This window comes from Sorangium sp. So ce375 (assembly GCF_051473855.1).
In the GTDB taxonomy this organism is placed as follows: Bacteria; Myxococcota_A; Polyangia; order Polyangiales; family Polyangiaceae; genus Sorangium.
Genome location: NZ_CP150335.1, coordinates 5,372,775 through 5,393,457 on the forward strand (window position 1 = coordinate 5,372,775; position 20,683 = coordinate 5,393,457).

The following is a 20,683-nucleotide window of genomic DNA, read 5'->3' on the forward strand; positions in this document are numbered from 1 at the left end:
CGACAGCGCGCGCCAGGCGGACGCCCAGGCGCCGATCATCCACCGTAAAATCCGAGCGACGTATGGCTGACGATCGATCCCTCCTCGGGATCGACGCACTGCTCGTAGTGGAGCATCTCGCCGCGCGACGACGGCGGGAGCGCGCGGAGCAACGTGTAGATGGGGCCAAGGCCGCAGACGCGGCGGGTGGCGAGATCCTGAGCGACGTCGACGAAGAAGCCCGGCGCATCGATCGACGTCGCGCGCTCGATGGAGGCGAGGTCGCGGTCGCGCAGCGCCCTCCGCTGGCGCTCGTCGAGCGGCGCGGGATCACCGAAGCGCGGGCCGACGTGGGCGAGGTCCGCTCCTGCGATCACGAGGACGCGACCGGGACGCCTCGCCAGGGCGTCGCGGAGCGCTCTCAGGAACGACTCGGCGCCGTCGTCCTGCGCGGGATCACGACGCCGCGCCTGGCACTCCGAAAGGCCGCAGAGGATGGGCACGATCGACGCCGCGCGATCGCCGAGGAGGTGCCGGACAAACACGGCCTGGAACTCGATCGAGTGCTCGTTCTTGTGCAGGTACTGATCCTCGCGCACGTCGAAGCGGCTCGCCTCCGCGAGCTCCGCGATCATCGCTCGATCGGGCTCGAGCGGGCCGAGCGGCGTCGCGAACGTCTTCTCGCAGACGGCGTACGGACGGCGCATCGCGGCGTGCGACGTCCCGAGCAGAACGAACGTGTCGACCTGCTCCAGGCCTGGCGCCGCCAGCGCCTGCTCGAGCGCGGCGTAGGCGTGCCCGTAGCCCGCCGCGGCGCGCCAGAGATCCATGTGCGGCGCGCAGAGCCCGACCATGCGCTGCTGCGCGCCTCGCGGCGCCGCGGCGAGCGTCGCTCCGCCCTGCGGACGCGCGACCTGGAGGCACTGGCGCTCGATGAAGTCGGAGAGCCTCCGCCGATCGCCGTGGTACGCGCCGCCCGCGTGGGCAGCGACCCGGATCGGCGACGCGTCGAACGACTGCACGACGCTCCGCCGGCGCGCGTGGAATCGCGGGCTGTCGAGCATCCACGCGCGTTCCAGCTCGTCGGCCAGCTGCGACACATGGGCGGCATCCACGACCTGGCCCGTCGACCGGGCGACGTCTCGCGCGATCTCGTCGATCGATCGCCTCCCGTCGAAGCGCATGAGCACGGCAGAGCTCGCCGCGGGAACGATGACGGAAGACGGCGCGATGCCCTCGGTGTCGCGCAGCATCAACGCGCGGCCGTGGCGCTCATCCTGGATGACGACGATCTCTAGAGCTCGCAGCTTCGGGCGCAGCACCGACATCCAGCGCGAGAATAGCGCGTGCGCGTTCGTCGCCCAGCTCGCAGCACCACACGTCCCGGAACGGCGCCGACGAACTCCGCGGTCGCGGCGGGAGCTCGCTCCAGAACGGACAGCGCTGGTGCCACGCGTCAGAGCGCCTGTCAGGATCGCGAATTGCGGCTTCGCAGCGGCGCCACGTGGCACTAGGCTCGCTCCTCGGAGCTCCGCCCCGCTCCGACCCTGCCCCTGCTTTGCGGCCGCCTCGGGCCGGGCAGCACGCGCGATCACCACGACAGCGCCCCCGAACGAATGCGTCGACCCACGCCCCTCGATCCACCCGTCCGTGAAGCCGATCTGCTCGCCGAGCTCTCGGCCGTGTACCGAGAGGCGGAAGAGGTCTTCAGTGGCTGGACGTGTGAGGCCTCGACCGAGTGCTGTCGGTTCGGCGTCACGGGCCGAGAGCCGTACGTGACGTCCATCGAGCTCGCCGCCGTCCAGCGTGCGATCGCGGCTCGCGGGGGCCGCCGGGCGCTGGAAGGCATCGTGCGGGCGGACGGGGCCGGTGCGCACGCGCCGGGAGCATCCGGCGGCGAACCGAGCCGGCGACGCGCGCTGCCGCACGCGTCGGAGCGGCGGTGCCCGATGCTCACCGACGCCGGCCGCTGCGCGATCTACGCCGCGAGGCCCCTCGGGTGCCGCACGTTCTTTTGCGATCGCGCCTCCGCCGGATCCCCGGTGCGCCACCACGACGTGACCGGGCTCGTCCGCAAGGTGCAGGAGATCGCCGCGAGGCACGCACCGGGCGGCGACCTCGGCCGTCCCTTCACCCGCGCCCTGGCGGAGGCTGGACCGAGCACCGCGGGCGGGCCGCCCAGGGCGAGCAGCGCGGCGCGCTCTCGCCGCGGCCGCTGACGGCCTCGCGGCTCAGGTCCGCTCGACGGCCATCACGCCGGGGATCCGCTGGAGGCGCCGGATCACGCTCTTCAGCTGCGCGAGGTCGGAGCAGAGGAACGTGAACGTGTTCATCGCCCGGCCGTCGTCGCCCGCCCGGCAGGTCGCCTCGCTGATGTTGATGCCCTGCTCGTGGAACGTGTGGCCGACCGTCGCGAGGATGCCCGGCCGGTTCGCCGTCATCACCTTGATCTGCACCGGGCGGTTGATCTTCGCGCGCGCGTCCCAGGAGATCTCCACGCGGCGCTCCGGGTCGGTGTCGAACGCCTTGGCGCAGTTGCGGCGGTGAACCGTGATGCCGCGGCCGCGCGTGATGAAGCCGACGATCTCGTCGCCTGGGAGCGGGTTACAGCACTTCGTGTAGCGGACGAGGACGTCGTCGATGCCGTTCAGCCGGATGCCGTGGCTGTCGCGCCCGGTGACCTTGCGGACGAGCGACTCGATGCGCCCTTCCTTGATCGACTCGGGCGGCGGGGTCGGCGTGCCCTTCTCGTTCTCCTTGGGCGTGGGCGCCAGGAACTCGCACACCGCGCGGACGCTCACCTTGCCGTAGCCGACAGAGATGAAGAGCTCGTCGGCCGAGGTAACCCCGAAGCGCTCCATGACCTTGCGCAGCTCAGCCTCGTTCTTCGTGAGGCGAGTCAGGCTCATGCTCCGCTGGTGCATCTCCTTCTCGAGGAGCTCACGACCGAGCTTGAGCGACTTCTCCCGCTGCTCCGTGCGCAGGTAGTTGCGGATCTTCGAGCGCGCGCGGCTAGTCGAGACGTAATCGAGCCAGTCCTTCGACGGGTGCTGGCCTGGGTTGGTCATCACCTCGACCACGTCGCCGTTCCGGAGCTTCGAGCGGAGCGGAACGATGGCGCCGTTGACCCGCGCTCCAGAGCAGTGCTCTCCGACCTGCGTGTGGATCGCGTAAGCGAAGTCGATGGGCGTCGAGCCGCGAGGGAAGACGCGCACGTCGCCCTTCGGCGTGAAGACGTACACCTCGTCCTGGAACAGGTCGACCTTGACGCTCTCCAGGAACTCGGCCGGATCCTTGAGCTCCTTCTGGAACTCCATCAGCTGACGGAGCCAGCCGAACCGCGCGGCGTCCTTCGGGTCGATGCCGCCGGAGTTGTTCTCCTTGTACTTCCAGTGCGCCGCGATGCCCTGCTCCGCGACGCGGTGCATCTCGTGGGTGCGGATCTGGATCTCGATCCGCTCGCGCCCGGGCCCGATGACCGTCGTGTGCAGCGACTGGTACATGTTCGGCTTGGGCAGGGCGACGTAGTCCTTGAAGCGGCCGGGGACCGGGGTCCACTGCGAGTGGATGACGCCGAGCGTCGCGTAGCAGTCCGCCACCGACTCGACGAGGACGCGGAACGCGATGACGTCGTAGACCTGATCGAAGTCGCACTGCTGCGCCTGCATCTTGCGCCAGATCGAGTAGAGGTGCTTCGCGCGGCCGGTGACGTCGACCGCGAAGCCCTGCTCCGCCAGCTTGCCCGCGAGCACCTTCGAGACCTCGTGGATGTACCTGTCGCGCTCCTTCGCGGTCGTCTTGACCTTCTGCGAGAGATCCGACCAGGCCTCCGGCTCGATGTACCTGAACGACAGGTCCTCGAGCTCGCTCTTGAAGCGCGCGATGCCGAGGCGGTTCGCGAGCGGCGCGTAGATCTCCATCGTCTCCCGGGCGATCCGGTCCTGCGCCTCAGGCTTCATGAACTCGAGCGTCCGCATGTTGTCGAGGCGGTCGCACAGCTTCACGAGGAGCACGCGGATGTCGCGCGCCATCGCCACCAGCATCTTGCGGAAGTTCTCGGCTTGCCGATCTTCCTTGGAGGCGAAGTTGATCTTCGAGAGCTTCGTCACGCCGTCGACGAGGAACGCCACCTCCTGGCCGAAGCTGTTCTCGATGTCGGTGGTCGTCGCGAGGGTGTCCTCGACGACATCGTGCAGGAGCCCGGCACAGACGCTCGCCGTGTCCAGCTTGAGCTCGGTGATGATCGCGGCGACGCTCGCCGGGTGGGAGAAGTAAGGGTCGCCGCTCTTGCGGGTCTGCCCCTTGTGGGCGTCAGAGCTGTAGGCGTAAGCCCGGGCGATGAGATCGACGTCCGCAGCCGGCTGATAGGTCCGGACCCGATCGACAAGCTCCGTCAACGTCAGCATGAAGAGTTCGGTGGGCGCATTGCGCCCCCTCCCTTTCGCACGCTAACACCCAGATCTAGACCCCGCAATTGTGTCACCATGCGCCGCGCGCCCGGCGCCCACGCGCGTTGCCCGGCGCCGAGCACGCGCGCTCCGCCGCGTGACCTCGTCATCGTCGTCATGCTCGTCCTCGCCTAGGTTCATTTCAGTTATTCCGCTTCGCCCGCTCGCATCGGGTCCCCTGTTGTCACGGATTCATGGATTACATGGAGCCGATCACCGTCTACGTCCACTTCCCCTGGTGCCTCAAGAAGTGTCCCTACTGCGACTTCGTCTCTTTCGCGAAGGCGCGGGAGGCGATCGATCATCGCGGCTATGCCGACGCGGTGCTGGCCGAGCTCCGGAAGCGAGCGGATGTGCTGGGCGAGCGCGAGCTCCGGAGCATCTTCTTCGGCGGCGGGACGCCGTCCCTGTGGGAGCCGGACGAGATGGGCAGGGTGCTGGCGGCCATCACCGCGGCCGCTGGCCGGCTCTCGCCGGACCTCGAGGTGACCGTCGAATGCAACCCGACCTCGCTCGATGAGCAGCGGGCCCGAGCGTTCCGATCGGTCGGGGTGAACCGGCTGAGCGTGGGAGTTCAGGGCCTCGATGTCGAGCGCCTCCGGTTTCTCGGTCGCTTGCACGACCCAGACGGTGGGCTCAGCGCGCTCTCGGCGGCCCTCCGGTCCGGGATGCCGCGCGTGAGCGGCGATCTCATCTACGGTGTCGCGGTCGGAACGGCCGAAGCCGCGCGGGAGCAACGCCCCGAGCACGCCGCCGCCGAGGCGCGCGCCGTGGCCTCGACCGGAGTGACCCACATCTCGGCGTACAGCCTGACCGTCGAGCCCGGCACGTCGTTCGGAGAGCTCGCGCGGCGCGGCCGCCTGCCGCTGGCCGGGGACGATGGAGTGGCGGACACGTTCTTCGCCATCGACGCGGCCCTCGAGGCCGAGGGGCTCGCCCACTACGAGGTGTCGAACTACGCGAAGCCGGGCCACGAGGCGCGCCACAACCTCGGTTACTGGCGAGGCGTCGACTACGTCGGGCTCGGGTGCGCCGCCTACGGGACGGTGTCGCGCCCGGATCCGCGCTGGGGCCTCCGCTCGGCCGGCGCGGAGGGCCACGGAGAGGCGTCCGCGGTCCGGTACCGGAACATCGTGAGCCCGGAGCGGTACATGGCCGCGATGGCCGAGGGCGGCGAGGCGATCGCCGTGGAGAGCGAGGAGCGGCTCGGCCCGGAGACGCGGCTGTCCGAGCGGATCATGCTCGGGCTGCGGCTGCGCGAGGGGCTCGATCTCGAGGCCGCCGCAGAGGCGCTCGGGGTGCCGGCGTGGCCGCCCTCGCGGCGGAGGGCCGCGGAGCGGCTCGAGCGCGCAGGCCGCCTGGAGGTGGCCGGCGGGAGGCTCAGCGTCCCGCGAGCCGCCTGGGTCTTCGCCGACGGCATCGCGGCCGATCTGTTCTGAAGCGGCGCGGCGCCCGGGCGCGCGGCGCTCGCGGTGGACGCCGGGTCGCGGCCGCGCTCCGATGCTCGTCCCATGAGCCCCTTGCCTGCCATCGAGGACATCCGCGGCGCTGCGACGCGCATCGCGCCGCACGCCCACGTGACGCCCGTCATGACCAGCCGGACGATCGACGGGATCGCGGGGGCGCGTGTCTTCTTCAAGTGCGAAAACCTGCAGCGGGTCGGGGCGTTCAAGTTCCGCGGGGCGTGCAATGCGGTCCTCTCCCTCTCGGACGAGGAGGCACGGCGCGGCGTCGCGACCCACTCGTCGGGCAACCACGCTGCCGCGCTGGCGCTCGCGGCCCGCATCCGCGGCGTCCCGGCGTACATCGTCATGCCCGAGAACGCGCCCGCCGTGAAGCGCGCCGCCGTGGAGGGCTACGGGGCCCGGGTCGTGGGCTGCGCCCCCACGCTGCGGTCGCGCGAAGAGACGATCGCCCGCGTGCTCTCGGAGACGGGCGCGATCCTCGTCCATCCGTACAACGACGCGCGCGTCATCGCCGGCCAGGGCACGGCCGCGCTGGAGCTCGCCGCCCAGGTGGACGACCTCGACGCCGTGGTCGCGCCCGTGAGCGGCGGCGGGCTGCTCTCCGGGACCGCCATCGCGACCGGCTCGCTGTCGCGCGCCCGCACGATCGGCGCCGAGCCCGAGGCCGCGGACGACGCCGCGCGATCGCTGCGCGAAGGGAGGATCATCCCCTCGAACGACCCGATCACGATCGCCGACGGCCTCCGCAGCTCGCTCGGCGAGCTCACCTTCGCGGTCCTGCGAGGGCGCGGGGTCGAGATCGTCACCGTGAGCGAAGAGGACATCGTCAAGGCGATGCGCGTCGTCTGGGAGCGGATGAAGCTCGTCATCGAGCCGAGCGCGGCGGTGCCGGTCGCGGCGGTCCTGCGGCGCTCGGTCCAAGGGGCGCGGATCGGCGTCATCCTGAGCGGCGGCAACGTCGACCTGACAACGCTCCCCTTCACCTGAGCGCGCTCGCGGGGGCCGCGCCGCCTCCCCAGCCGCGCTGCGCCCGCGCGGGGAGGCTCGATCCTTCTCCCGCGCCACCGAGCGTTCGAGCCTCCCGGCGCTGGCGCGCTCGCGTTCCCGGATCGCCCTCAGGTGGCGCGCCGGTCTCCGCCGAACCGCAAGGTGGCGCGCACCACGCTCGGCCCCGGGCCGGGCGACGCCACCGCGACCGATCGCCCTCGCGCGTCGAGGATGCGCGAGCCGCCTTGGCCGTCCAGCGCGGGGCGGGACGGCCCCCAGTTGGCGTTCACGATCGAGAGGCGATGGCGCCGCGCGAGCGCGGGCAAGAGGTCGGCGCGCGCGTCCCCTTCCCCTGGCGAGTCGACCCACGCCGTCGGGAAGAGCAGCAGATCGGCCTCGTCGAGCGCGTCGCCCGCGTCCTCGGAGAGGAAGTGAACGTCGAAGCAGATCGCGACGGTGAGCTTGAGGCCGAGCAGATCGAGGACCGGGGTGCCGAGATCGCCCGGCGCTGCCCAGCGCTCCGGGAACCACGGATGACGCTTGCGGTAATGGCCCACGCGCCGGCCATCGCGGTCGAAGACGAGCAAGCTGTTGTAGAAGCGGCCCCGGCTCTCCTCGACGAGGGGGCCGGCCAGCGCGATCCCGTGCCTTCGCGCGAGCTCGGCGAGCCCCTCCGCCGACTCCCCGTCGAGCGGCTCCGCGAAGCGGCGCAGATCGCTCTCACCCCTCGGCGAGACGTAGCCCGTGAGGATGAGCTCGGGCAGGACCACGAGCTCGGCCCCCGCCAGCGCAGGCGAGCCCAGGAGGACGTCTATCTCGGCGAGCGCGCCCCGCCGATCGCCGAAGCGCTGCGGCAGCTCGAGCGCGACCACATCGAGGGAGCGAGCGCTCAACGCCAGCACCGGGCGCCCCCGCGCCGCGCCCCTGCGCCCGCGCCGCCCGGCGGCGATCCGGTCGCGTCACCCCGGACAGCGCGCCGCAAAGCCACCGCGTGCCCTCGGATCAGCGGGGGTTCCGCGAGACCTGGAGCTGGTGGAGGCTCACCGCCAGGTCGACCTGGCGGCGCAGATCCGAGGCGATCCAGGGCTTCGTGATGATCCGGAAAGCCGCGCTCTCCCGGGAGATCTTCTGGATCTGCTCGACGTCCGTCGGGGCGCAGACGAGCACCGGGACGTAGCTCAGCCCCTGCCGGCGCAGCTCGCGCAGCAGCGCGAGCCCGCTGAAGTGAGGCATCCGATAATCGGCGACGACCACGGCGGGCGGCTCCTTCACGGCGGCCGCGAGCGCGCGGCGAGGATCCCCGAAGGTGCGGACCTGGTAGCCGGAGCGGAGCGCCCGATCCATGAGGTCCAGGTTGAGCTCCTCATCGTCTACCGCGTAAAGGAGGGCTCCTTGGCCCCGACCACTCGAAGGTGGCGGCATGCTGCCGGAGTGCGGGGCATTGCCCATCAATCGCGAGGGTATCAGACCTCTCCCTCCCGCACCACGCGCTCAAGCCGTGGCGATCCGGTTGCCTGCATCACGCTCAGCGCACGGCAGCGAAGCACGCTGTGCCGCGGAACGGGCCGCGGCAAGGCTGGTGGAGGTGTGCGCCGCGTCGGCCCGGCAGCCGGCCAGCCCCCCGCCCTGCCTCGTGTCGCTTCAGCCGGGCTCGAGGCGCCGCGAGCGATCAACCTGGGCCGTCAGCGGCGTTCACGATCCACTCCGGCAGCGTTCGGCGGTAAGAGATCAAGAGATGTCCGCTCGCCATGGATTGCTCGAGGTCGGCGCGCTCGTGGACGGCCGGTATCAGGTGCTCGGCCACCTCGGGAGCGGCGGCCATAGCGTCGTCTACGAGGCGCGCCAGATCGTGACCACCCAGCGGGTGGCGCTCAAGCTGCTGCGGCCCGAGGTGCTGCGGCGCTCGCGCGAGTCGAGCTCGCAGGAGGCGCGCTTCGAGCGGGAGATGCAGGTCATCGCCCAGCTGAGCCACCCGAACATCGTCCGCCTGCTCGACGCCGGACGCCTGCCGGAAGGCGAGCTCTACCTTGCGCTGGAGTACGTCGACGGCGAGACGCTGACCGCGCGCTGCCAGCGCACGAGGGGGGTCGAGCCGAACGAGGCGAAGCGTCTGATGCTGCAGGTGCTCGACGCCATCGGCTTCGCCCACGAGCGCGGCGTCGTGCACCGCGACCTCAAGCCGCACAACATCATGGTCGCCGGATCCGGCAAGCGGACACACGCCAAGGTGCTCGACTTCGGCATCGCCGCGCTCATCGGCGAGGCCCGATCCGCCGACTACCGCGCGCTCACGCCCACCGGGGAGTTCAACGGGACCCCGGCCTACATGGCCCCAGAGCAGCTCGTGCAGTCCACCCCGACCACCGCGGCGGACATCTACGCATGGGGGCTGACCTTTCTCGAGTGCCTGATGGGCGCGCCCGTGATGCACGAGGCGACGGTCGCCGAGGTCATCTTCCGCCAGCTGAGCCCCGAGCCGGTGCCGATCCCCCGCGCCCTCCGCGGCCATCCCCTCGGCGCGCTGCTCGAGCAGGCGACCGCCAAGTCGCCGGCGCACCGCTTCCGGTCCGCCCGCGAGGCCTACGAGCTGCTGGAGGAGTGCGACGTGTCGGCGATCCCGTGGCCGTTGCCGCTCGACCCAGGTCACGCCGCCTCGCTGAAGGAGCGCGGCGGCGTGGAGCAGCGGGCGATCGCGACGCGTGCGGTGCAGCAGGTCGAGGCCGAGCAGGAGACCCAGCTCGTGCCGTCCGAGCAGCCCGAGTCGCTGCCGGGCACGGTGCGCAAATCGCCCGAGCAGCAGCGGCAGGACGAGCGGCTCGGCGCCGCGCCGACGCTCGCGATCCCAGGCCGCAGCTTCGCGCCCGCCGCGGCGCCGGCGAGGCCGATCCGCGACGCGTCGATCCACCTCGGCGCGTCCGGGAGCCCGCAGGCGCCGCCGGCCGCGAGCTTCAGCTCCCGCCCGAGCGTCGCGCCCGGAACGCGGCCGGTGGCGGCCACCGGCCGCGGCGAGCGCCGCCAGCTCACCGTGCTGGTCTGCGGGCTCGCCGGCGCCGAGCGCATCGCGGATACGGTGGACAGCGAGGCGTTCCACGAGCTCGTCCAGATGTATCAGGCGGTGTGCGCCCAGGTGATCGAGGCGCAGGAGGGGGTGTTCCTCCGCTCCCCCGGCGAGGAGACGATCGCCTATTTCGGCCACCCCGTGGCGAGGGAGGACGACGCGCTCCGCGCCGTGCAGGCGGCGCTCGATCTGGTCGAGCACATGTCCCGCCTGAGCACGCGCGAGCTCGTGTCCGTGCCCCTGTCCGTGCAGGTCGGCGTGCACACCGGGCTCGTCGTCGTGGCGGACAGCGACGCCGCGCCGTCGCTCGCAGGGCCGACCTTGAACGCCGCGACGCAGCTGAAGAGCCACGCCGAGCCGGGCACGGTGCTCGTGAGCCGCGCCACGCTGAAGCTCGTCGAGGGCTACTATCACGTGGACGCGCTCGGCGAGATCAGCCCGAAGGAGGCGCGCCAGCCGATCGAGGTCTTCGCGGTGCACGGGCGCACGACCGCGCGGGACCGGCTGGACGCGAGGATGCAGCACGGGCTCACCCCGCTCGTCGGGCGAGACAGCGAGCTCGACGAGCTCGCCGCCCGGTGGACGCGGGCCGCGGGCGGCGCGGGGCAGGTCGTGCTGATGACGGGCGAGGCGGGGATCGGCAAGTCGCGGAGCGTGCGCGCCTTCCGCGATCGGCTGGCCGGGACGCCTCACCTGTGGCTCGAGGCGCGCTGCTCGCCCCAGCTCCAGAACAGCGCCTTCTATCCGGTGATCGAGCTGCTCAACGCGCTGCTCGCAGGCGACCGCGAGCGCGCGAGCACGCTGAGCGGCTCCGCGCCGTCGACCGAGCGCGGCGCGGGGATCGCGCCGCGCGAAGACCGGCTCGCGCGGCTGGAGAAGCTGCTCGCCGACGCGGAGGCGGGGCCGCTCGCCGTGCCGCTGCTCGCGGCGCTGCTGTCGATCCCGACCGAGGGGCGCCACCCCGTGCCGGCGCTCACGCCGCAGCGCCAGCGGCAGGAGACCATCTCCTCGCTCCTTCAGCTCTTCCTCGGGCTCGCCGATCGACAGCCGCTCGTGCTCACGGCCGAGGATCTGCACTGGGCCGACCCGTCGACCCTGGAGCTGCTCGGCCGGCTCATCGACGAGGGGCGGCCGTCTCCGCTGCTGCTGCTCCTGACCGCGCGCCCCACGTTCGCGCCGCCGTGGCCGGTGCGCTCGCACTTCACCCAGATCTACCTCGCCCCCCTCAGCGCCGAGCGGATGCGGGCGCTCGTCCAGCAGCTGGCCGGCGCCTACGCGACGAGCGGCGCGTCGGCCATGCAGGCGCCGCTGCCGGACGAGGTGATCCGGACGCTCGCCGAGCGCAGCGACGGCGTCCCGCTGTTCGCCGAGGAGCTCACGCGCATGGTGGTCGAGTCGGCCGCCGCGCAGGCGGCCGCTGGGGAGTCGACCGGGGCGCCGGGCGCGGCGCGACAGTGGACGGGCGCGCTCGAGATCCCGACCACGCTCCAGCACTCGCTGATGTCGCGCCTCGATCGCCTCGGCCCGGCCAAGGAGGTGGCGCAGCTCGGCGCGGTGTTCGGCCGCTCGTTCGGCTACGAGGCGCTCGAGCTCTGCGCGGCAGGCGGCGCGAGCGCCGAGCCGCTCCTCATGGCGTCGAGCCCCGAGTCGCTGCGCGAGGCGCTCGCGCAGCTCGTCGACGCCGAGCTGCTCTTCCAGCGAGGGCGCCCGCCGCGCGCGACGTACACGTTCAAGCACGCGCTGGTGCAGGACGCGGCGTACCAGTCGCTGCTCCGCAGCACCCGGCAGGTGTACCACGCGCGCATCGCCGCCGTCCTCGCCGAGCGCACCCGGGATACGCCGCCCGAGCTGCTCGCGCGGCACTACACCGAGGCCGCGCTGATCGGCCCTGCCGTCGCCGCGTGGCAGCGCGCAGGCGAGGCCTCGCTGTTCTCGTCCGCGCACGCCGAGGCGATCATCCAGCTCAGCCGCGGGCTCGAGCTCCTCAAGCAGCTCCCCGAGACCAAGGAGCGGATGCGCGACGAGATCACGCTCCAGACCACGCTCGGCGTCCCGCTGATGATCACGCGCGGCTACGCCGCCCCGGAGGTCGAGGCGGCGTACGCGCGCGCACACGCGCTCTGCCGCGAGGCGGGCTCCTCGCCGCAGCTCTTCCCCGCGCTGTGGGGGCTCTGGATCTTCTTCCACGTCCGCGGCGACTACGCGCTGGCGGAGCAGCACGGCGAGCAGCTGCTCGCGCTCGCCGAGAGCACGGGCGACGCCGGCATCTCGCTGGGCGCCCACCAGGCGCTCGGCGCGACGCGCTTCCTCCGAGGGCGCCTCCGCGAGGCCCGAGAGCACTTCAACAAGGTGCTCGCGCTCTACGATCCCGCGCGTCACCTGCCGCTCGCCTTCCTCTTCGGCCAGGACGCCGCGGCGTTCTCCCTGTCCCACCTCGCCTGGATCGCGTTCCACCTCGGCGAGCCGGAGCGCGCCAGGTCCTCGATCGCCGAGGCGATCGCGCTGTGCGAAGAGCTGAACCAGCCCGTGAGCCGCGGCTTCGTCGAGCACTTCGCCGCCGTGCTGTGCTGCCTGCTCGGCGATCTCGCTGGCGCGGAGGCGCACGCGCACGCGCTCAGCAAGCTCTCCGGGGAGGTGGGCATGCCCCACTGGACGGCGCTCAGCCAGATCGACCTCGGCTGGGCGACGGCGGCGCACGCCGCCGACGGGCCGGCCGGCGAGGCGGCGCGCGCGCGCTTCGCGGAGGGCGCCGCGCGCATCCGTGGAGGCCTGGCGATGCTGACGGGCGTCGGCAGCCGCGTGTCGCTCACCTACTGGCGGTCAGCGCTCATCGAGGCCGAGCTGGGCGCGGGCAACGTCGACGAGGCGAGCGCGCTCCTCGCCGACACGCTCGCCTTCGTGGAGAAGAGCGACGAGCGCTACTTCGAGGCAGAGCTCTATCGCCTCGAGGGCGAGGTCGCCCTCGCGCGCGGCACGCCGACGGCCGAGGAGGCGCGAGCTCGGGCCGAGGCGTCCTTCCGGCGCGGGCGCGAGATCGCGGAGCGCCAGGGCGCGCTCGGCCTTCTGGCGCAGCTCTCCGAGCGCCGCGCGGCGTGCCCCGACGCGGCGGGCGACGCGCCGGAAGGGTAAGAGGCCGCCGTCGGGGATCCCCGCCGGATCGCTGGAGCGCGGCGCTAGAGATCGCCGTAGATGGGCATCGGCACCCGCCAGGCGACGATGTCGGCGTGCTGCTCGCTGCTGAAGGGCCGCTCGAGGAGCCGAGCGCACGACTGCCGTGAGCGGAACAGCTCGAGGATGTAGCTCATGCGCTCGCGCAGGGACGCCCAGTCCTCGGCGCCGCAGCCGGCCGTCGTCTGGTCGTGGGCGTCGTACTCGCTCAGGAGCTCGCGGAGCTCGCGATCCTCGATGGTCGCGAGCTCCGCGCAGTGGAGCGGCAAGCCGGGCGGCGCGGGCAGGTCGTGACCGAGATCGAGGATCTCGTCCGGCAAGCGCATCGTCATCATTTCCTTCGTGGCCAGGAGGCGCCAGAGCGCCTGCACCTTCTCGACCTGATCGAGGACGATGGCCTCCAGCGCCTCGGGCAGGCGCCGCCCGCGCAGGCCGATCGAGTCGAGCATGCAGCGGACGGGCGCGTTGAGCGCCCGCGCGATGTACGGCTGGAGCCGCACCTGCTCGTGCAGCCCGACGCGCGCGTTGGCGAGGAGGATCAGCTCCGCTTTCCTGTCCTTGTCCTCGGTGAGCATCGCCGCGTGGTAGTGCGCCGCGGCGCTGCGGAGCAGCCCCTGACCGCCCTCCGGAGACGGGCCTGGCTGCAGCCCATCGAGCAGGGCCGCGAGCTGCGCGTCGCCGGGCTGCGGGCACTCTCGATAGATCTGGATCATGCGCACGAACATCGGTCCGAGCTCCTCGAAGACCTTGAGGTTGCCGATAGCGATGTCCGAGCTCAGCTCGCGCAAGATCCGCTCCGGGATCTCCATCAGATCGAGCCCATGACCCCACCAGGGCGTGAGCAGGTCGATGCCGCTGATGCGCGGGGCGCGCTCCCGCTCGGGCTCGCCCTGGCCGCGCCCCCTGTTGAGCCCGGCGCGCTGCGAGATCGCCTCCCGCTCGTCCTCGTCCGAGAGGATCAGCTGCCGGAGCACCGCCGGCACCTCCTCGTTGCGGATGAACCGCCCCGCGGTCTTCGAGGCCCACGTGGCGAAGGTGCACCAGTGAGCGTTGCGCCCGCCGAGCAGCTCCACGAGCTCCGCGGAGATCTCGTAGTAGCACTGGGTGATGAGCAGATTGCGCAGCACCGGCTGCCCTTCCAGCGCGATGACCGCGTGCACCTGGTCGAGCAGCGAAGGCCGCTCGGACGCCTCCACGAACCGCACGCCGGAGTTCGCCCTCGTGGCGGGCCGCGCTGCGCGCTCCATGACGCCGCTTCGCGTCACGCGGAGCGCCGGCCCCGGCGCTTCGGCCGGCGACGAGAGGGAAGGCCGATAGACACCGTCCTGGAAATGGGCGGCGTGCTCGCTCGCTGGTGCCGCAGCCATCAGCGGCTTTACAGGGGTCGTCATTCTCCCGTGCTATCTCCAATCGCTACCAGCTGTCCATACCTGTCCATAAGTCCATGGTAAGAAAGCCCGCTGGCACGCGGGGTGCTGAACGGGCGACGCGGGTCCTCATCGGCCATGTTCGGCCCGCGTTCGGCCTGTGTTCAGCGGCGTTTGGCCGCGTCCGGCCGCGTTCGACAGGCCTCGGCGGCCTCGCGGACGTTGTTGACGCTGTTACGGAGCGGGCGGCGGGGGCGTTGAGGGGGCGGCGGTCGCAACAGTGCTTCCGCCGCGCGGCCATGTCGTGACGCTCACCCTTCGCTCTCGGCCGAACGTGCGCGCGACGACCGCGCGCACGTCGGCCGGCTCGACCTCCTCGAGCGCGCGGAGCAGCCTCGGCAAGCTGCCTGGATCGAGCGCGGCGCGCAGCCGCAGATCCGTGACGGGGCGAGGAGACGCAGGCGGCGGCGCGACCGCGGCGCGCCGCGTGAGCTCCCGCTCGAGATCGAGCTTGAGCAAGGCCTTCGCGAGGGCCAGCTCCTTCCAGGTGGGCCCGGACGCCGCGAGCGACGCGAGCTCGGCGTCGAGGCGCTGCTCCAGCTCGGCGGCGCTGCGCGACGGGGCAGGCGTGAGCTCCACCGCCGCGACGCTCGCCTGCGCGCCGAGCGACAGCCGCCCCGTCACGTCCGACGCGAGCTGCCCCTCCGTCACGAGGGCCTTCGCGAGCCGCGCGACGCGCGGGCCCGTGAGGATCTCCATCGCCACCCGGAGCGACGCCTCGTCCGCGCCCCCCTCCGGCGGCGCGATCCAGCCATAGAGCAGCCGCGGCGCTGGGACCGCGTCCTCGATGACGATCCGCTCCTCGCGCGGGTGGGGCCCGATGGGCCGCTCCGGCTCCACGACGACGCGCTGGAGCGAGCGCGAGAGCGCCTGCTCGACCGCCGCGCGGGAGACGTCGCCCGAGAGCGCGATCGTCGCCTGGGCCGCCGCGCGCTCGCGCCGGAGCGACTCGGTGAGCAGGAGCTCGCTCGCCGCGCCCGCGTCGCCGCGCGCCCCGATCAAGGTGCCCTCCAGCGGGTGGCCGGCGGGGAACAGCGCGTCCCCGAGCGCGAGCCACGATGGGCCATACGGCGTCCGCTCGAGCGCGCGCCGCGAGGCCGCGCTGGCCTCCCTCCTGAGCTCGGCCACGCGCGCCGCGCTCGCCTCGCCGAGCAGCATCCTGAGGCGCGCGGCGACCAGATCGACGCCGACCTCGAGATCGCGCGGAGGCACGGTGATCGCGACGCGCGCCTCGCTGGCAAGGGCTGGCGCCGCCGCGCCGGCGTCGCTCGCGGACCGCGCGGGGACGGCGACGGCCGCGCTGATCGAGACGAGCGGCGCCGCGGGATCTTCCCGGAGGTCGACCGCGATGCCGTTCGGGAGACGGAAGCGCTGCACCTGCTCCTGGCCGAGCCCAGCGAGGAGCCCTATCTGCTTCTCGATCGCCGCCTCGCGACCCTTGAGGGCGCGGCGCGCGCTCGGGCCTTCGACGTCGTCGAACGGCGACGTCGGGACGAGGCGCCCGCTCCTGATGCCGAGCGGGTCGTCCTCGAAGGCAGAGCGAGAGCCACCGCCGCCGCCGATCATCACGATCGGGAGCCTCGCCTCCAGCGCCTCCGGGTTGCCGAGCAGCGGCATGGGCGCCGGCGCCTGGCCGGGCGGGGTGAAGGACGGGAGCCGGTTCCGACCGAGCGACACGGGGCGGGGCGGCAGCGACGCGCCGTCCAGCGCGAGCGCGCCGAGCTCGTCCCGACCCGACGGCGCAGCGCCCGCCGCGCCGTCGCCCTCCTCCGCGTCGAGCTCCTCATGGGCGAGGTAGGCGGGAAAGAGAGCCATGGCGCGCGCGACGCGATCGGCGGGCAGCGAGATCAGGTGGTCGACGCGGCCGGGAGGGACGCGGTCGCGCAGGAGCTCCGGGTTGTGCTCGCGCAGCACGGCCGTCGAGACGCCCGCGGCGCGCGCGATGGTGCGGAGCCGCGTCCCCGGCGGCACCGCGACCTCGCCGAGATCGAGCGGCGGGAGGGGCGCGACGTCGGGCAGGTCCAGCCCGAAGCGCCCGCGGTTCGCCGCGACGATCGCGAACGCCATGATCTGCGGCACGTAGTCGGAGGTCTCCTTGGGGATGGCGCCGGCCTGCGAGAGCTCCGCGAGCCCGATGGGCCCGCGGGCCTCGAGATCGCGCGTCGCCGCGACCTTCGACAGCGCGCGGAGGACCCCCTCGTAACCGAGGTTGTACGCCGCCAGCGCGAGGTCCCAGCGGCCGAAGCGCTCGTACAGGTCGCGCAGGTGCGCGGTCGCGGCGTCCGTGGCGCGCGTCAGGCCCATGCGCGCGTCGATCCACTCGGACTGCTCCAGGCCGTAGGCCTCGCCCGTCCTCGGCATGAACTGCCAGAGCCCCGCCGCGCCGGCCGGCGAGACCGCCCGCGGGTCGAAGCCGCTCTCGATCGCCGCGACCCAGAGCAGATCCTCCGGGAGGCCCGCGTCGCGGAGCGAGCGCTCGATGATCTCGCGGTACGCGCCGGCGCGCCGGAAGCGCCGCTGGAAGACCGCGCGCCCCTCGTCGGACTGCGCGAAGAAGCGGACGAACCGCATCGTGCGGCGCGTGAGGGGCACGTCGAGATCCGGCATCGCCAGCGTGGCCAGCACCGCCCCTTCGGGATCCTCGAGATCCTCGTCCGACGCGGGCTCGAACTCGCGCACGACGAGCGCCGTGAGGGCCGGCGGCGCGTCGCCGATGGGCGGAGGGCAGGCGTCGGCCGCGGCCGCGCCAGCCGGCGCGGGGTCGAGCAGGCTGGGATCCCGGAAGGCGCGGTACGCCGCCGAGAAGGACGCGCGCACCGACGGCACCTGGCCGACGGCCGCGCCGGAGATGCACAGCAGCGCGCCGAGCCCGGTCCAGAGAGCGGCTCGCCGTGCCCTGCTCATGGACCTGGATCTTGCTCCGAAACCGCCCACCAGCGCTACGGCAAAGCGCGGAGACGACGGCCACGCTGTGCGCTGCTCGACGTCACGCGCCCTCCTCACCTTCCTCGCCTCCCCGGCTTCCCGGCGCGCCCGCGGCTCCCCGCGAGCTGCCCGCTCCGGCCCATTCATCGGTGATCCACAAGAGCGCCGCGCCCCAAGAGCGCCGCGCCCCCTGTTCGCCCCGGCGCCGGTCGCCCTCCGTGCGCCCAGCACTAGCCGCCTGCGTCCGGGCGAGCTAGCAAGCATCGGCGATGCGCTCGTCTCAAGCCGGATCCCCTTCAGAGAAGAGCTCTCGGCTGGGCGAGGTGCTCGACTTCATGAAGCTGCTGTGGGCCGTCGATCACGGCCTGCAGTCGACGTCGAAGCGCATGGAGGCGAAGATGGGCGTGACGGGCCCGCAGCGGCTCGTCATCCGCATCGTCGGGCGCTACCCCGGCATCTCCGCCGGGCAGCTCGCCGAGATCATGCAGCTGCACCCGAGCACGCTCACGGGCGTGCTCAAGCGGCTCCAGGAGCGCGGCATCATCGAGCGCCGGGTCGATCCGAACGACGGCCGCCGCGCGCTCCTGGGCCTCACCGCGCGCGGACGCGAGCTCGACAGCCTCCGCACCGGCACGGTCGAGGCGGCCGTGCGACAGGCGCTGAAGTCGGTGCCGCGACGCAAGCTCGACGCCGCGCAGGACGTGCTCGCGGCCGTCGCCGAGGCGCTGCAGCCGCAGGAAGGCGACGAGTAGCGCGTTCGGTCGGATCGACGCGCGCGGGGCGCGATCCAGTCAGGGCAGCGGCGGTCCGTGAACGCCTGGCAGGCGCGCAGGGCGCTCGGGCCCGCGCGCGCTGGGCGAGCGGCGCTTCGCGCCCGGAGACACGGCGCGCGCTGCGTCATCTGCGCGAAGCGCGGGGCTCGACCGCGACCCAGCGCCCGTCCGGACATCGAACAAAGAAACCGCGGTCGTCCCGCACGGCGACCCGCTCCGCGCCGTCCCCGAGACGGAGGACGTCGCCGCGCCGGACCCGTGAATCGAGGCGTTCGGTGTGAACGCCGCCCGGCGCGCGCCGCGCCGAGCGCCTCCCATCACCACGACGGGGGAACAATGAGGCACTGGGTTCTTGGCTCGATCAGCGCGGCGATCGTCGCCGCGGCTTGGGGCTGCGGCTCCGGAGAACGAGGCGGCAAAGCAGAAGAGGCGGGAGGCGGAGGGCACGCATCGGGAGAGGGAGGGAGCGGAAGCCATGCCGCAGCGTGCACGGTCGCGGCGCAAGGCCTGAAGATGAGCAGCGGCCGCGGGACCACGCCCTCGATCGCGTGGACCGGGTCGGGCTTCGCCATCGCCTGGCAAGAGCGCAACGCCGACGAGGGCGACATCCACCTCGCCGCCGTCGACGCAGACGGCAACATGCTGCGGGAAGAGGTGCTCGAGGACGGGCCAGGCGTCTCCAGCCACCCGAGCGTTCAGCGCGACGGGCAACGCCTGCTCGTCGTCTGGCAGGACCTGGACGGCGCGGGCAGCGTCGTTCGCGGCCGCTACGCGACGCTGGAAGGCGCCGCCGAAGGCGCGGCCTTCGATCTGGTCATGAGCGGAACCGCCGAGTCCTGGCCCATCGCGGCGGCGAGCGAGGACGGGACCCTCATCACGTGGATGGACACGGGCGGGTCGCTGCTCGGTCACCTCGACAGCGGCGCGCTCAGCAGCTCGACGCCGCTGGAGCAGGCGCAATTTCCGGCCGTCGCGACGGACGGCGAGAAGGCCGCGCTGATCTGGACGGAGGGCGACACGCTCAGCTTCGCCAGGCCGGGCCACGAGAGCGCTCCGCTCGATCCGATCGCGCACCAGGGCGTGACCGCGAAGATGTCGCGCGTCGCGCTCGGCGGAGGCGACGCCTTCCTCGTCTGGGAGGACATCCGCAGCGGCGCCGAGCAGATCCGCGCGCTCCGTATCTCCGCGCAGGACGAGGTGTCTCCCGAGACCGTCGTCTCGCGCGGCGAGGGCAGCGCGAACTGGCCGGCGCTCGCGTGGACCGGGCACGGCCTGGCCGTCGCCTACTACCAGTTCCGCGACGGCCCCCCGGGCGTGTTCGTCACGCTGCTGAGCCGGGACCTCGAGCCCATGGGCGCCGAGCTCGAGGTGAGCGGCGGCGCGACCGGCCGGTACCCGGCGGTGGCCTGGACAGGCCAGGAGCTCGGTATCGCCTACGCGGAGCAAGACGAGGGCATCCGGCTCTCGCGCGTCAGCTGCCCCTAGCTCCGCCCGCCCGCCCGGCGCGCGCTTCCGCGGCCCTTCACCACGTCGCGGGCGCGGCCCGGCGCGTCGCCTTCGGCGGTTCCGGATCGAACCCTGCAACCGCCTCGGTGTGGCCGTCCTCCCCTGCGTCGTTGCGATCCTAATCTGCACAGCCGTGCTCGGCGCCTACGCCGTGCGCGTCGCCCGCCGCGGCCGACCCGCGATGCCGCGGCTCGGCGCCTCTCCCGGGAGCGCGCTGCTCCCCGGGCCGGTGGTCGAGGCCTTCTACTGGTCGTTCCACGCCCCCGCGCGCGCGCTCGTGCGCCTAGGCGTCTCGCCGGACGCCCTCACCTACCTCTCGCTCGGACTGTCGCTCGCCTGCGCTCCGCTGCTCGCGACCGGCCGCTTCCGGTCCGGCGCCGCGCTGCTCGTCGCGAGCGCCGTCCTCGACGCGCTGGACGGCATGGTGGCGCGCGAAGGCGGCACGGCGTCGCGCGCCGGCGCGGTGCTCGACTCGTGCCTCGATCGCCTGTCCGACGCGGCGCCGCTCATCGGCCTCGCCGTCTTCTACCGCGAGCACCCCGCCGCGCTCGCGATCCCGCTCGTCGCGATGGTCGCCTCGTCGCTCGTGAGCTACGCGCGCGCCAAGGCCGACGCCTACCGGATCTCGCTGCCCAACGGGCTGATGCGCCGGCACGAGCGGCTCGCCTACCTCGTCGCGGCGCTCGTCTTCGGCCCCGCCGTGCCGAGCACGCGGCTGACCGGCGCCCTCCCCTTCCCGATCACGCTCGCCTGCCTCGCCCTCGTGGCGGGCTTCGGCCTCGCCGCGGGCCTGCGGCTCGTCCAGCGCGCGCGCGCCACGCTCGCGGCGGCCGACGCGGCAGAGCTGCCCGAGCTGCCCGAGCCAAGGACGACCGCGCGCACCGGCGGAGAGCACCCGCGCCTGCTCCGCGGCGGCAAGGCCACCAGCGCGCCCCTGTGAACCCGG

At 72.9% G+C, this 20,683-nt stretch carries 13 protein-coding genes; 7 read left to right on the forward strand and 6 right to left on the reverse strand.

The window, feature by feature from the left end:
- Positions 1-35: 35 nt before the first annotated feature.
- Complete coding sequence (gene amrB / locus WME90_RS19960; RefSeq protein ID WP_437282749.1) at positions 36-1,307, reverse strand: AmmeMemoRadiSam system protein B; 1,272 nt, start codon at positions 1,305-1,307, stop codon at positions 36-38.
- 288 nt (positions 1,308-1,595) lie between these two features.
- Between amrB and WME90_RS19965 the strand changes: the two genes are divergently transcribed.
- Positions 1,596-2,198 carry a YkgJ family cysteine cluster protein gene (locus tag WME90_RS19965; protein WP_437282750.1) on the forward strand — a complete coding sequence of 201 codons (603 nt, stop codon included), beginning with the start codon at positions 1,596-1,598 and terminating at the stop codon, positions 2,196-2,198.
- A gap of 12 nt (positions 2,199-2,210) precedes the next feature.
- Here the strand turns inward: WME90_RS19965 and WME90_RS19970 are convergent, their stop codons facing one another.
- Complete coding sequence (locus WME90_RS19970) at positions 2,211-4,385, reverse strand: RelA/SpoT family protein (protein ID WP_437282751.1); 2,175 nt, start codon at positions 4,383-4,385, stop codon at positions 2,211-2,213.
- 236 nt (positions 4,386-4,621) lie between these two features.
- Between WME90_RS19970 and hemW the strand changes: the two genes are divergently transcribed.
- Together hemW and WME90_RS19980 are read left to right on the forward strand one after the other, a co-directional pair.
- Positions 4,622-5,866, forward strand: coding sequence for a radical SAM family heme chaperone HemW (gene hemW, locus WME90_RS19975; RefSeq protein WP_437282752.1), 1,245 nt, complete (start codon positions 4,622-4,624; stop codon positions 5,864-5,866).
- 72 nt (positions 5,867-5,938) lie between these two features.
- On the forward strand, positions 5,939-6,880 hold the full coding sequence (locus tag WME90_RS19980; RefSeq protein WP_437282753.1) for a pyridoxal-phosphate dependent enzyme: 942 nt from the start codon (positions 5,939-5,941) through the stop codon (positions 6,878-6,880).
- A gap of 128 nt (positions 6,881-7,008) precedes the next feature.
- On the opposite strand, the gene WME90_RS19985 is transcribed toward WME90_RS19980, so the two are convergent.
- Together WME90_RS19985 and WME90_RS19990 are read right to left on the reverse strand one after the other, a co-directional pair.
- Positions 7,009-7,782, reverse strand: coding sequence for a carbon-nitrogen hydrolase family protein (locus WME90_RS19985; protein ID WP_437282754.1), 774 nt, complete (start codon positions 7,780-7,782; stop codon positions 7,009-7,011).
- Between the two features lie 100 nt (positions 7,783-7,882).
- Positions 7,883-8,329, reverse strand: coding sequence for a response regulator (locus tag WME90_RS19990; protein ID WP_437282755.1), 447 nt, complete (start codon positions 8,327-8,329; stop codon positions 7,883-7,885).
- A 286-nt stretch (positions 8,330-8,615) separates the two neighbouring features.
- On the opposite strand from WME90_RS19990, the gene WME90_RS19995 reads away from it, so the two are divergent.
- The gene (locus WME90_RS19995; protein ID WP_437282756.1) at positions 8,616-13,067 is read left to right on the forward strand and encodes a protein kinase domain-containing protein; all 4,452 of its coding nucleotides are present in this window, start codon (positions 8,616-8,618) and stop codon (positions 13,065-13,067) included.
- A gap of 44 nt (positions 13,068-13,111) precedes the next feature.
- Here WME90_RS19995 and WME90_RS20000 read toward each other — a convergent pair whose 3' ends face one another.
- Together WME90_RS20000 and WME90_RS20005 are read right to left on the reverse strand one after the other, a co-directional pair.
- Positions 13,112-14,497, reverse strand: a complete 1,386-nt coding sequence (locus tag WME90_RS20000; protein ID WP_437282757.1) for a hypothetical protein — start codon at positions 14,495-14,497, stop codon at positions 13,112-13,114.
- Between the two features lie 210 nt (positions 14,498-14,707).
- Positions 14,708-17,437 carry a transglycosylase SLT domain-containing protein gene (locus tag WME90_RS20005; RefSeq protein WP_437282758.1) on the reverse strand — a complete coding sequence of 910 codons (2,730 nt, stop codon included), beginning with the start codon at positions 17,435-17,437 and terminating at the stop codon, positions 14,708-14,710.
- A gap of 290 nt (positions 17,438-17,727) precedes the next feature.
- Between WME90_RS20005 and WME90_RS20010 the strand changes: the two genes are divergently transcribed.
- The 3 genes from WME90_RS20010 (at position 17,728) to WME90_RS20020 (ending at position 20,677) form a co-directional block, all read left to right on the forward strand.
- The gene (locus tag WME90_RS20010) at positions 17,728-18,210 is read left to right on the forward strand and encodes a MarR family winged helix-turn-helix transcriptional regulator (protein WP_437282759.1); all 483 of its coding nucleotides are present in this window, start codon (positions 17,728-17,730) and stop codon (positions 18,208-18,210) included.
- A 534-nt stretch (positions 18,211-18,744) separates the two neighbouring features.
- Positions 18,745-19,716 carry a hypothetical protein gene (locus WME90_RS20015; RefSeq protein WP_437282760.1) on the forward strand — a complete coding sequence of 324 codons (972 nt, stop codon included), beginning with the start codon at positions 18,745-18,747 and terminating at the stop codon, positions 19,714-19,716.
- 154 nt (positions 19,717-19,870) lie between these two features.
- Positions 19,871-20,677, forward strand: coding sequence for a CDP-alcohol phosphatidyltransferase family protein (locus tag WME90_RS20020; RefSeq protein ID WP_437282761.1), 807 nt, complete (start codon positions 19,871-19,873; stop codon positions 20,675-20,677).
- Positions 20,678-20,683 lie beyond the last annotated feature (6 nt).